Source organism: Stenotrophomonas sp. NPDC077420 (assembly GCF_044543385.1).
Taxonomy (GTDB): domain Bacteria; phylum Pseudomonadota; class Gammaproteobacteria; order Xanthomonadales; family Xanthomonadaceae; genus Stenotrophomonas.
Map to the genome: position 1 here is coordinate 76,649 of NZ_JBITVZ010000002.1, position 13,019 is coordinate 89,667.

The 13,019-nt window shown below is 66.4% G+C and carries 6 protein-coding genes; 4 read left to right on the forward strand and 2 right to left on the reverse strand.

Going from position 1 to position 13,019, the window contains the following annotated elements; all coding sequences use genetic code 11:
• Positions 1 to 132 precede the first annotated feature (132 nt).
• The gene (locus ACIGII_RS02395; protein WP_399634808.1) at positions 133 to 5,109 is read right to left on the reverse strand and encodes an NAD-glutamate dehydrogenase; all 4,977 of its coding nucleotides are present in this window, start codon (positions 5,107 to 5,109) and stop codon (positions 133 to 135) included.
• 265 nt (positions 5,110 to 5,374) lie between these two features.
• On the opposite strand from ACIGII_RS02395, the gene ACIGII_RS02400 reads away from it, so the two are divergent.
• Genes ACIGII_RS02400 through ACIGII_RS02410 form a run of 3 tightly spaced genes read left to right on the forward strand, consistent with a single transcriptional unit; the run spans position 5,375 to position 10,497 of the window.
• Positions 5,375 to 6,034 carry a TetR/AcrR family transcriptional regulator gene (locus ACIGII_RS02400; RefSeq protein ID WP_399634810.1) on the forward strand — a complete coding sequence of 220 codons (660 nt, stop codon included), beginning with the start codon at positions 5,375 to 5,377 and terminating at the stop codon, positions 6,032 to 6,034.
• Positions 6,034 to 7,311 (forward strand): efflux RND transporter periplasmic adaptor subunit, encoded by a 1,278-nt coding sequence (locus ACIGII_RS02405; protein WP_399634812.1) that lies wholly within the window; start codon positions 6,034 to 6,036, stop codon positions 7,309 to 7,311. The genes ACIGII_RS02400 and ACIGII_RS02405 overlap by 1 nt, the downstream gene beginning before the upstream one ends.
• A 15-nt stretch (positions 7,312 to 7,326) precedes the next feature.
• Positions 7,327 to 10,497, forward strand: coding sequence for a multidrug efflux RND transporter permease subunit (locus ACIGII_RS02410; protein ID WP_399657394.1), 3,171 nt, complete (start codon positions 7,327 to 7,329; stop codon positions 10,495 to 10,497).
• A 289-nt stretch (positions 10,498 to 10,786) separates the two neighbouring features.
• Here the strand turns inward: ACIGII_RS02410 and ACIGII_RS02415 are convergent, their stop codons facing one another.
• Positions 10,787 to 11,935, reverse strand: coding sequence for an acyl-CoA dehydrogenase family protein (locus ACIGII_RS02415; RefSeq protein WP_399634816.1), 1,149 nt, complete (start codon positions 11,933 to 11,935; stop codon positions 10,787 to 10,789).
• 147 nt (positions 11,936 to 12,082) lie between these two features.
• Between ACIGII_RS02415 and ACIGII_RS02420 the strand changes: the two genes are divergently transcribed.
• A complete protein-coding gene (locus tag ACIGII_RS02420; RefSeq protein WP_399634818.1) occupies positions 12,083 to 13,012 on the forward strand; it encodes an ArsR/SmtB family transcription factor in 930 nt (309 codons plus the stop codon).
• Positions 13,013 to 13,019 lie beyond the last annotated feature (7 nt).

Consider the following 13,019-nt stretch of genomic DNA (forward strand, 5'->3'; position numbering starts at 1 on the left):
CGGTGAATCACGACCGTTGGTCGTGATGACACCCCACCGCGATCCATCCCGGTAGATCACGACCGTTGGTCGTGATCCAACAAAAAAGCCCCGCCAATGGCGGGGCCTCTTCGTTTCACGCATCGGCGCGGTTTACGCGCCGTGGGCCGCCAGCTGGCCCAGGCGCTGCACCGCCACCGAGACCGTCGGGTAGTCGAGCGTCTTCTGCTCGGCCAGCTCCTGCAGCATCGACAGGGTGAAGCGCAGGCTGCTGTCGTCACGACCGATCCAGGCCGCGACCTTGGCCTCCGCGCTGCCTCCCTTCATCGACAGCACCTGGGCGGCCAGGTTGCGGTGATGGGCGGCCAGCTCGTCGCGCAGCACGCCACGGGCCACGGCGTGCCAGCGGCCATTGACCTCCAGCGCGTCGATCTGCTCGAACAGCCACGGCAGCTGCAGGGCATCGCCCAGGCGGAAGTGGACCTTGGACACATCCACCGGCTTCAGCTTGCGGGTGCGGGCCAGTTCGATGATGTCGAACGCCGGCTCCAGGAACTGCAGCTCGGACAGCTGCTGTGCCAACGCCGGCGGCAGGCCCTTGTCCTTCCACTCCTGCACGCTCGCCTCGTACGCCGGGCGCTGCGAATCGGGCAGCACGCCGGACGCGTCGCGGATGTCGTTGAACGGCGCCTGGTAGCGGTTGACGGCCTCGGTGATGCCCGGCATCGCGCCGGGGCGGAACAGCAGCCAGCGCACGAACGAACGCTGCAGCTTCCAGATCACTTCCAGCGCATCGATCTGCACCGACTCCGGCAGGGTGCCGTCGAGCGCGTCGATCTGCGCCCACAGGGCCCGGGCGTCCAGCGTTTCGCGGCTGATCGTGTAGGCCTTGGCGACCTCGGCGATGCTGCGGCCGGTGTCCTCCTGCATGCGCATCAGGAACGTGGCGCCCATGCGGTTGATGGTCTGGTTGGTCACGGCCGTGGCGATGATCTCGCGCTTCAGGCGGTGACGCTCCATCGCATCGGCGTACTTCTTCTGCAGCGGCGTCGGGAAGTAACGCTGCAGTTCCTTGGACAGGTACGGGTCTTCCGGGATGTCCGATTCCAGCAGCTGCGCGAACGCCACCAGCTTGGAATACGACAGCAGCACCGACAGCTCCGGACGGGTCAGGCCCTGGCCACGCGCCTTGCGCGCCGACAGCTCGGCGTCGGACGGCAGGAACTCGATCTGGCGATCCAGCAGGCCCTGCTTTTCCAGGGTGCGGATGAAGTGCTGCTTGGACCCCAGGCGCTTGACCGCCATCCGCTCCATCAGGCTCAGCGCCTGGTTCTGGCGGTAGTTGTCGTTGAGCACCAGGTCGGCCACTTCGTCGGTCATCGACGCCAGCAGCTTGTTGCGCGCGTCCACGGTCAGCTTCTTGGCCCGCACCACGTCATTGAGCAGGATCTTGATGTTGACTTCGTGGTCGGAGGTGTCCACACCGGCCGAGTTGTCGATGAAGTCGGTGTTGAGCAGCACGCCGGCCTGGGCCGCTTCGATGCGGCCGAGCTGGGTCATGCCCAGGTTGCCGCCCTCGCCCACCACCTTGCAGCGCAGCTCGCCACCGTTGACGCGCAGCGCGTTGTTGGCGCGGTCGCCGACGTCGCTGTGCTGCTCGGTCGCCGCCTTGACGTAGGTGCCGATGCCGCCATTCCACAGCAGGTCCACCGGCGCCTTCAGGATGGCGCTCATCAGGTCGTTGGGGGACAGCGCCTTGACGTTGTCCTCCAGACCCAGCGCTTCGCGCACCTGCGGGGTGATCTCGATCGACTTCAGGGTGCGCGGGTAGATGCCGCCGCCCTTGCTGATCAGCTTGGCATCGTAGTCCGCCCAGCTCGACCGCGGCACGGTGAACATGCGCTCACGCTCGACGAACGAGGTGGCAGCGTCCGGGTTCGGGTCCAGGAAGATGTGGCGGTGGTCGAACGCGGCCAGCAGGCGGATGTGGCGCGACAGCAGCATGCCGTTGCCGAACACGTCGCCGGACATGTCGCCGACACCGACCGTGGTGAAGTCCTGGGTCTGGCTGTCACGGCCCAGCGCACGGAAGTGGCGCTTGACCGACTCCCACGCACCGCGTGCGGTGATGCCCATGCCCTTGTGGTCGTAACCGACCGAACCACCGGACGCAAATGCATCGCCCATCCAGAAGCCGTGGTCGATGGCCAGGCCATTGGCGATGTCGGAGAAGGTCGCGGTGCCCTTGTCGGCCGCCACCACCAGGTACGGGTCGTCCATGTCGTGGCGGACCACGTCCACCGGCGGCACGATCTTGTTGTTGACGATGTTGTCGGTGATGTCCAGCAGGCCCTGGATGAACAGCTTGTAGCAGGCCACGCCGTTGGCGAACACCGCATCGCGGTCACCGCTGGCCGGCGGGGTCTTGGCGAAGAAGCCGCCCTTGGCACCGACCGGCACGATCACCGTGTTCTTGACCATCTGCGCCTTGACCAGGCCCAGCACTTCGGTACGGAAGTCTTCGCGACGGTCCGACCAGCGCAGGCCGCCACGGGCGACCGCGCCGAAGCGCAGGTGGGTACCTTCCACGCGCGGGCCGTACACGAAGATTTCGCGGTACGGGCGCGGCTTGGGCAGGTCCGGCACCAGCGCCGAATCGAACTTGAAGCTGATCACGTGGCCCGGGCGGCCCTGTGCATCGGTCTGGTAGTAGCTGGTGCGCAGGGTGGCGTCGATCACGCCCATGAAGCTGCGCAGGATGCGGTCTTCGTCCAGGCTGGAGACGCGGTCCATCAGCTTCAGCAGCGCGTCGCGCGCCGCATCCATCTGCGACGTGCGGTCGCCCTTGCGGGCATCGACCACGGTCTTGAGCACCTTCAGGGTGGCCTCGTCGCCGCCGGACAGCACCTCCAGGTGCGCACGCAGGTCGGCCTGGCCTTCGGCGATCGCCGCCTTGTCCTCATGGCCGGTGGCCGGGTCGAAGCGGGCTTCGAACAGTTCCACCAGCAGGCGCGCCAGCAGCGGATAACGGGTGAACGTGCCTTCCACGTAGGCCTGCGAGAACGGCACGCCGGTCTGCAGCAGGTACTTGCAGTAGCCGCGCAGCATGGCGACCTGGCGCCAGTGCAGGCCGGCCGACAGCACCAGGCGGTTGAAACCATCGTTTTCAGCGTCGCCGTGCCAGACCCGGGCAAAGGTTTCACCGAAGGCGGCATCGGCGCTGGCTGCGTCGATCGGACCGGCCACCGACTCCACTTCGAAGTCCTGCACATACACCGGCGCGTTGTCGACGGTGAGGCGGTACGGGCGCTCGGCAATGACGCGCAGGCCCATGTTTTCCATCATCGGCAGCGCGTCGGACAGCGGAATGTCGTCAAGCTGGCGGTACAGCTTCAGGCGCAGGCCCTCGCCACCCTCGCGCTGCACGGCCTGCAGGCTCAGGCGCAGGTCGTCCGGACCGGTCAGCGCATCGAGCTGGCTGACGTCGTTGGCCGCGATCTCGGTGCTGGAATCTTCGATGTACCCGGCCGGCAGGGCCTTGCCGATGCGCGATGCGATGCGCAGGCCTTCGGATTCGCCATGGCGGGCCACCAGCGCTTCGCGCAGGTCGTCCTGCCAGTTGCGCAGCACCTGGGCCAGCTTCTGTTCCAGTGCGCTGGTATCCACTTCCAGGGTCTGGCCGGCCTTCGGGCGTACGATCAGGTGCACCTGGGCCAGCGGCGATTCGCCCAGCACCACCGAGCTGTCCACGTACTCGCCCTGCAGCGCGTCCTTGAGCATCGCTTCGATGCGCAGGCGCACGTCGGTGTTGAAACGCTCGCGCGGCAGGTAGACCAGCGCGGAGATGAAACGGCTGTACTTGTCGCGGCGCAGGAACAGGCGGCTGCGCACGCGCTCCTGCAGGCCCAGTACGCCCATGGCGGTGCGGTACAGCTCGTCCTCGCTGGACTGGAACAGCTCTTCGCGCGGCAGGGTTTCCAGGATGTGGCGCAGGGCCTTGCCGCTATGGCTGGCCGGGGCCAGGCCGGACTGGCTCATCACGTATTCGTGGCGCTGGCGCACCAGCGGGATCTCCCACGGGCGGCGGTTGTAGGCGCTGGAGGTAAACAGGCCCAGGAAGCGCTGCTCGCCGATGATCCTGCCCTTGGCGTCGAATTCCAGCACGCCGATGTAGTCCATGTAGCCGGCGCGGTGCACGCGCGAACGCGCGTTGGTCTTGGTCAGGATCAGCGCGTCCTTCAACCCGGTGGTGGCGTTGAGGCCCTGCGCGGCCAGGGTCTTGACCGGGCGCGCGGCGGACTTGTCCTTGCCGCGCATCAGGCCCAGCCCGGTGTCGTTCAACGGCGCCAGTACATCTTCCTTGCCCTGCTTCTCGACCCGGTATTCGCGGTAGCCGAAGAAGGTGAAGTGGTTGTCCGCGGCCCAGCGCAGGAACGCCTGCGCTTCGCTGCGCGAGGCATCGTCCACCGGCAGCTGGCGGGTACCCAGGTCGTCGGCGAGGGCCAGCGCCTTGCTGCGCATGGCCTCCCAGTCGCCGACGATGGCACGCACTTCCTCCAGCGCCTTGACGATGGCCGATTCCACGTCGGCCATGGCCTCGGCCGGCTGGCGGTCGATCTCCAGCAGCATCACCGATTCGGCCGTGCCCTCACCCACCTTGGCCAGCTTGCCGGCCTTGTCGCGCGTGAAGCGGATCACCGGGTGGCCCAGCACGTGCACACCGACGCCATGGTCGGAGAGGGTCATGGTCACGGTGTCGACCAGGAACGGCATGTCGTCGTTGACGATCTGAAGCACCGTATGCGCCGACTCCCAGCCATTGGCCTTCAGGGTCGGATTGAACACGCGCACGTTGGCCTTGCCGGCCTTGCGCACGCGGGCGAACTCGAGCGTGTCGCCGGCCAGCGCAGCCCACTCCTCAACCGTGTGGTGCGGGAACTCATCCGCTTCCATGCGCTTGTAGAAGTCTGCGGCGAACGCCACTGCCTCGGCCTGCCCGGCCGCCGGGTAACGCTTGCGCAAGGCCGTGTACACCGGTTCCAGCGAGAAGCCCACTGGCGAAACAGTCTGCGTATCGGCTGGTTTGGTCGTTTTTTTCACGGTCTTGGCTGCTGTTTTTTGCGGTTTCATGGCAGAGCGGTGCGTGTTGCCCAGTTGGAAAGGTGAAATTGTAGCCCTACCGCACGAAAACACCTTGCTGCAGGACGGAATAAGGGTTTGCGGGTTGGGTGGCGTTTACGTCGCGCGCTCCCAATGCGCCAGAGTATGGAAAACGCTGCATCCATCCCGTGTACGCCAGCATCGCCGCGCGCGGTGACAACTCGACGACGTCGCAGGGGAACAGTGCCGAAAGGAATGCTTCACCAATTCTGAACTGGACGGTATAGTCCACCGCGTGAACTCCCCCACCCCTGCCGCCGCCGTGCTGGATGCGCGCGATCACCGCGTGTTCGATGCCGTGCGCGATCTGATGGCCATCCAGGGCATGCAGCTGAGCATGGAGTCCGTGGCGCAGCAGGCAGGGTGTTCCAAGCAGACCCTGTACAGCCGCTACGGCAGCAAGCAGGAACTGCTGCGCCGGGTGCTGCAACGCCACCTGTGCCGGGCCACGGCCGGCCTGCGTGCGCTGGAGGGCGAGGACCTGCGCGGCTGCCTGCTGCAGTTCGCCTTCGACTACCTGGATCATTTCAACGAACCGCACGTGGCCCAGGCCTGCCGGTTGATCGCAGCCGAGTCGGCCCAGTTTCCCGAGGAAGCGCGTTCCCTCTATCGGGATGGCGCAGGTGCGCTCGCCCTTCACCTGGCTGAATGGATCCAGCAGCGCGTGAACGAGGGCCTGCTTCGCCATGACGACCCGCACTTCATGGCCGAGCTGCTATTGAGCATGATCGCCGGGCTGGATTTCGAGAAACAACGCTTCCACACCCCCCATCGTGCTGACGCTTCGCAGCGGCGCCGCTGGGCCGAATTTTCCGTGGACAGCTTCCTGCGTGCCTTCGCAGCGCCGGAAGCGGTCCGCTTACCGCATTCAAACCAACACCGGAGTTTCTCCTGATGATCGCCCCACTCCGCACCTTTGCGCTGTCGTGCGCAGTCGCCGTCGCGTTGACCGCCTGCAAGAAGGAGGAACAACAGACGCCCCCGCCGCCGGAAGTGGGCGTGATCGAGGCCAAGGCCGACACCCTGCCGCTGCAGCGTGAGCTGGTCGGCCGCCTGTCGCCGTACCGCAGTGCCGACGTGCGCGCCCGCGTGCCCGGCGTGCTGCTCAAGCGCGTTTACCAGGAAGGCCAGGACGTGAAGCAGGGCCAGGTGCTGTTCCTGATCGACCCGGCCCCGCTGCAGGCCGCATTGAATGCCTCGCAGGCCGAACTGGCCTCGGCCCAGGCCACCTACACCAACGCCAAGGCCGCCGCCGCCCGCGCCCGTTCGCTGGCCCCGCAGAAGTTCGTCTCCAAGTCCGACCTGGATGCCGCTGAAGCCACCGAACGCACCGCCGCCGCCGCCGTGCAGCAGGCCCAGGCCTCGCTGTCGAACGCCAAGATCAACCTCGGCTATGCCCAGGTCACCTCGCCGATCGACGGCCGCGCCGGCAAGCAGCAGGTCACCGAAGGCGCGCTGGTCGGCCAGGGCGACATCACCCTGCTGACCACCGTGGACCAGCTGGACCCGCTGTACGTCAACTTCTCGATGAGCTCGGACGAGCTCACCCAGCTGCGCCAGGCCCAGGCCAAGGGCGCGGTGACCCTGGCCGGCGACGGCAAGTCGACCGTGCAGGTGAAGCTGGCCGACGGCACCGCCTATGAGCACCCGGGCACCCTGGATTACTCCTCGGCCGTGGTCGACCCGTCCACCGGCGCGGTGACCCTGCGCGCGGTACTGCCGAACCCGGACAAGATCCTGCTGCCGGGCTCGTTCGTGAGCTTCCAGGCGGCGCTGGGCGAGCGCAAGAATGCGTTCCTGGTGCCGTTGCAGGCGCTGCAGCGTGACACCATCGGCGGCTTCGTGATGGTGGTCGGCAAGGACGGCAAGGTCCTGCGCCGCAACGTCGTCACCGAAGGCCAGCAGGGCAGCAACTGGCTGGTCAGCAGCGGCCTGGAGCCCGGCGACCAGGTGATCGTGGCGGGCGTGCAGAAGGTCAAGGAAGGCGCACCGGCCACGGCCAAGCCGTGGACCCCGGCCGCCGCCAATGGCAACGGCCAGGCCCCGGCCGGGGCTGCCCCGGCGGCAGCCGGCCAGGCCGCTGCCGCACCGGCCGATGCCGCCGCGGCGCCTGCCGACCCGGCTGCCAAGCCGTCCGACGGCGCTCCGGCTGCCGAACCGACCAAGCAATAACGGGAACTGTCCGTCATGCCTAAATTTTTCATTGAACACCCGGTATTCGCCTGGGTGGTCGCGATCCTGATCTCGCTTGCGGGCGTGATCTCGATCCTGGGTCTGGGCGTGGAGTCCTACCCGAGCATCGCACCGCCCCAGGTGACGGTGAGCGCCACCTACCCCGGCGCCAGCGCCGACACCACCGAAAAGTCGGTCACCCAGGTGATCGAGCAGCAGCTGACCGGTATCGATCACCTGCTGTACTTCAGTTCCTCCTCGGCCTCCAACGGTCGTGCACAGATCACCCTGACCTTCGAAACCGGCACCGACGCGGACATCGCGCAGGTGCAGGTGCAGAACAAGGTGTCGCTGGCCACGCCGCGCCTGCCTACCGAGGTGACCCAGCAGGGCGTGGTGGTGGCCAAGGCCAACGCCGGCTTCCTGATGGTGGTGGCGCTGCAGTCCGACCGTGAGTCGATCACCCGCGATGCGCTCAACGACATCGTCGGTTCGCGCGTGCTCGACCAGATCTCGCGTATTCCCGGCGTGGGCAGCACCCAGCAGTTCGGTTCCGAGTACGCCATGAACATCTGGCTCAACCCGGAACGCATGCAGGGCTATGGTCTCTCGGCCAGCGAGGTACTGGCCGCGATCAAGGCGCAGAACGTGCAGTTCGCCGCCGGTTCGCTGGGTTCGGACCCGTCCCCGGCCGGGCACTACTTCACCGCCACGGTCTCGGCCGAAGGCCGCTTCAGCTCGCCCGAGCAGTTCGAGAACATCATCCTGCGGGCCAACGCCGACGGCTCGCGGGTGATGCTCAAGGACGTGGCGCGTATCGCTTTCGGCGCCAACAACTACGGCTTCGACACGCAGTACAACGGCAAGCCGACCGGTGCCTTCGCGATCCAGCTGCTGCCCGGCGCCAACGCGCTGAACGTGGCCGACGCGGTGCGCGCCAAGATGGACGAGCTGCAGCCGAGCTTCCCCGCCGGGGTAAGCTGGTTCTCGCCGTACGACAGCACCACCTTCGTGAAGATCTCGATCGAAGAAGTGGTCAAGACCCTGATCGAAGCGATCGTGCTGGTCTTCCTGGTGATGCTGATCTTCCTGCAGAACTTCCGCGCCACGCTGATTCCAACCCTCGTCATCCCGGTTGCCCTGCTCGGCACGTTCCTGGGCATGAGCATCATCGGCTTCACCATCAACCAGCTGACCCTGTTCGCGATGGTGCTGGCGATCGGCATCGTGGTCGATGACGCCATCGTGGTGATCGAGAACGTCGAACGCATCATGACCGAGGAGAAGCTGCCGCCGAAGGCCGCGACCCAGAAGGCCATGACCCAGATCACCGGCGCGGTGGTGGCCATCACCGTGGTGCTGGCGGCGGTGTTCATCCCCTCGGCGCTGCAGGGCGGCGCGGCCGGCGAGATCTACAAGCAGTTCGCGCTGACCATCGCCATCGCGATGGCGTTCTCGGCCTTCCTTGCGCTGGGCTTCACCCCGGCGCTGTGCGCGACCTTCCTCAAGCCCACGCACGGCGAGCCGAACGTGGTGTACCGCACCTTCAACAAGTACTACGACAAGGTCAGTGGCACCTACGTGGGCCACATCACCTCGGCGGTGAAGCATGCGCCGCGCTGGATGATCCTGTTCGTGGTGCTCACCGTGCTGTGCGGCTTCCTGTTCACGCGCATGCCCGGCAGCTTCCTGCCGGAAGAAGACCAGGGCTATGCGCTGGCGATCGTGCAGCTGCCGCCGGGCTCGACCAAGGCGCAGACCAACGCGACCTTCGCCCAGATGCGCGGCATCCTGGAAAAGCAGGATGGTTTCGAGGGCATGCTGCAGGTGGCCGGTTTCAGCTTCGTCGGTTCCGGTGAAAACGTGGGCATGGGCTTCATCCGGCTCAAGCCATGGGCGGACCGCGATATCACGGTGCCCGAGTTCATCGGCAACATGAACGGCGCGTTCTACGGGATCAAGGAAGCGCAGATCTTCGTGGTCAACCTGCCGACGGTGCAGGGCCTGGGCCAGTTCGGCGGCTTCGACATGTGGCTGCAGGACCGTGGCGGTGCCGGCTTCGAACAACTAACGCAGGCGCGCAACATCCTGCTGGGCAAGGCGGCCGAGGAGAAGGAACTGCTCACCGGCGTGCGCCCGAACGGGCTGGAAAACGCCCCGCAGCTGCAGCTGCACGTGGACCGCGTGCAGGCGCAGACCATGGGCCTGTCGGTGTCGGACGTATACAGCACGATCCAGCTGATGCTGGCGCCGGTGTACGTGAACGACTTCTTCTACGAGGGCCGCATCAAGCGGGTCACGATGCAGGCCGACGGTCCGTTCCGGACCGGTGCCGAGTCGTTGAACAGCTTCTACACCCCCAGCGCGCTGCAGAAGAACGCCGACGGAACCCCGGCGATGATTCCGCTGAGCACGGTGGTGAAGTCGGAGTGGGTGTCGGCCCCGCCGTCGCTGAGCCGTTACAACGGCTATTCGGCGATCAACATCGTCGGTTCGCAGGCACCGGGCAAGAGCTCGGGCGAAGCGATGCAGGCGATGGAGCGGATCGTGCAGGACGACCTGCCGCCGGGCTTCGGCTACGACTGGTCGGGCATGTCCTACCAGGAAATCCTGGCCGGCAACGCGGCAACCCTGCTGCTGGTGCTGTCGATCGTGGTGGTATTCCTGTGCCTTGCGGCGCTGTATGAAAGCTGGTCGATCCCGGTGGCGGTGCTGCTGGTGGTGCCGCTGGGCGTACTGGGTGCGCTGGCGTTCTCGCTGGCTCGCGGGCTGCCCAACGATCTGTACTTCAAGATCGGCCTGATCACGGTGATTGGTCTTGCGGCCAAGAACGCGATCCTGATCGTGGAGTTGGCGGTGGAGCAGCGGGCGGCGGGCAGGAACCTGCGCGATGCCACCATCGAGGCGGCGCGCCTGCGCTTCCGCCCGATCCTGATGACCTCGTTCGCGTTCATCATGGGCGTGATCCCGATGGCGATCTCCACCGGTGCCGGCGCCAACGCGCGTCACGCCATCGGCACGGGCGTGATCGGCGGCATGGTGTTCGCCACCTTCCTCGGCCTGCTGATGATCCCGGTGTTCTTCGTGGTGGTCCGCCGCATGCTGGGCGACAAGCTGGACGAACCGTCCAAGGAGTTCCTGGAACGCCAGGGCGATACCAACACGGCACACCGTCCGGATCGTTGATCCCCGCTTGATTGAAACGCGAAAGGCCCCGGAGCGATCCGGGGCCTTTTTTTGTTGGGCAGGACAGTGTGTTGTTACCACGGGAAAAGCCGACGTGCACGGCACACCTGCGTTTCCCATGGCCACCGTCACGCCCAGCCCGGGGCATGCAGCAGCCAAGCGCTGTTCGCCCAGATGCATGAAGCTGCCGGGCAGCGCCGGGCACACAGGAACACCGTGCAATCACAAAAGCCGAAAAGCAGTCGGGGCCCAAAAAGGGCCCCGATGCTTGGCTTCGCTTTGCCTACGCTCAGCGCAGGCCGGTCTCGTTGCGGGCGATGACCAGGCGCTGGATTTCCGAGGTGCCTTCGTAGATCTCGGTGATCTTGGCGTCGCGGAAGTAGCGCTCCAGCGGCATTTCCTTGGAATAGCCCATGCCGCCGTGGATCTGCACCGCCTGGTGGGTGATCCACATCGCCGCTTCGGAGGCGGTCAGCTTGGCAATGGCCGCTTCGTTGCTGAAACGCTTGCCCTGGCCCTTCACCCACGCCGCGCGCAGGGTCAGCAGCAGCGCCGCGTCCAGCTTGCATTTCATGTCGGCGATTTTGGCCTGGGTCATCTGGAACGTACCGATGGCCGCGCCGAACGCCTTGCGGTCCTTCACGTATTCGAGGGTGGCCTCGTACGCCGCACGCGCGATGCCGATGGCCTGCGAGGCGATGCCGATGCGGCCCGCGTCCAGCACGCCCATGGCGATCTTGAAGCCCTCGCCTTCCTTGCCCACCACGTCTTCAGCCGCCGCCACGTAATCCTGGAACTCGATCTCGCAGGTCGCCGACGCGCGGATGCCCAGCTTCGGCTCGGTCTTGCCGCGATGGAAGCCGGCCTTGTCGGTGTCGATCATGAACGCGGTGATCCCGCGGGCGCCCTGCTCCGGGTCGGTCATCGCGAACAGCACGATGTATTTGGCCACCGGGCCCGAGGTGATCCAGCTCTTCTTGCCGTTGATGACGTAGGTGCCGTCGGCCTGCCTGACCGCGCGGCAACGCATGGCGGTGGCGTCCGAACCGGACTGCGGCTCGGTCAGCGCGAACGCACCGATAGCCTCGCCCTCGGCGATGGCGCGCACGTATTTCTGCTTCTGCTCCTCGCTGCCGTGGGTGAGGATGCCGTTGCAGAACAGCGAATTGTTGACCGACATGATCGTCGAATGCGCCGCGTCGCCCGCGGCCACTTCCACCATCGCCAGCACATAGGCGATCGGGTCCATGCCCGCACCGCCGTATTCGGCCGGCACCTCGATGCCCATCAGCCCGTTCTCGCCCAGCAGGCGGATGTTCTCCAGCGGGAACTCGCCGGTGCGGTCATGGTGCTCCGCACTGGGTGCGATCTTTTCCTGCGCGATGCGACGCGCGACATCCTGCAGCATCAGCTGCTCTTCGGTGAAACTGAAATCCACAACACCCTCCCAGGAACATGGCTGCAAAAGCCGCGCAGTACGCGACCGGATGGTGCGATTGTACCGGGGGCCGGACAATCCCGGCTGACTTGACCGCGCAGGCGGCAAAGGACGAAAATATCTCTATATCGCGATAGGTAGATATTTATGGATCTCGAGGACTGGTCGGTCCGGCTGAAAGTGTTCGCCGACGCCACCCGCGTTCGCCTGCTGACCCTGCTGGAGCAGGAAGAGCTCACCGTGGCCGAGCTGTCGGCCATCACCACCCTGGCCCAGCCCCGGGTGTCCACCCACCTGGCCCGGCTCAAGGAAGCCGGCCTGGTGCGCGACCGGCGCGCTGGCGTGTCGGCATACTACCGCTTCGACGACGCCGCGCTGGATCCGGCACAGCGCGCATTGTGGCATGCCCTGAGCACCGGCAGCGACGACCCGCTGCTGCGCCAGGATGCCGAACGCGTGGCCGCCGTGCTGGCCAGCCGCGCCGCCGACCAGAACTGGGCCGACAGCGTCGCCGGCGACATGGAACGCCACTATTCGCCCGGCCGCACCTGGGAAGCGCTGGCGCGCACGGCGCTGCCGCTGCTGGAAACCGGCGACGTGCTGGACATCGCCTCCGGCGACGGCGTGCTCGCCGAACTGGTGGCGCCGCACGCCAAGCGTTACGTCTGCATCGACACCAGCGCCCGCGTGGTCGCCGCCGCCAGCGAACGCCTGCGCCGCCTGGCCAACGTCGAGGTCCGCGAAGGCGACATGCATGCCCTGCCCTTCAAGGATCGCAGCTTCGACCTGGTGGTGCTGATGCATGCCCTCACCTACGCCGCCAAGCCGGCCCAGGCCGTCGCCGAAGGCGCGCGCGTGCTGCGCTCGGGCGGCCGCCTGCTGCTGTGCAGCCTGGCCCGCCACGAGCACAAGGCCGCCGTGGACGCCTACGGCCACGTCAACCTGGGCTTCTCGGACAAGGAACTGCGCAGGTTCGCCGAAAAGGCCGGGCTGGTCGTGTCCAGCCTGGAAACCGTCACCCGCGAAAAGCGTCCGCCGCACTTCGAAGTCATCTCGCTGATCGCCAGCAAGCCCTGAGGTTCAC

Coding starts and splice junctions, on each gene's coding strand:
- ACIGII_RS02395 (WP_399634808.1), bottom strand. CDS start 5,109: ATGAAACCGCAAAAAACAGCAGCCAAGACCGTGAAAAAAACGACCAAA.
- ACIGII_RS02405 (WP_399634812.1), top strand. CDS start 6,034: ATGATCGCCCCACTCCGCACCTTTGCGCTGTCGTGCGCAGTCGCCGTC.
- ACIGII_RS02410 (WP_399657394.1), top strand. CDS start 7,327: ATGCCTAAATTTTTCATTGAACACCCGGTATTCGCCTGGGTGGTCGCG.
- ACIGII_RS02420 (WP_399634818.1), top strand. CDS start 12,083: ATGGATCTCGAGGACTGGTCGGTCCGGCTGAAAGTGTTCGCCGACGCC.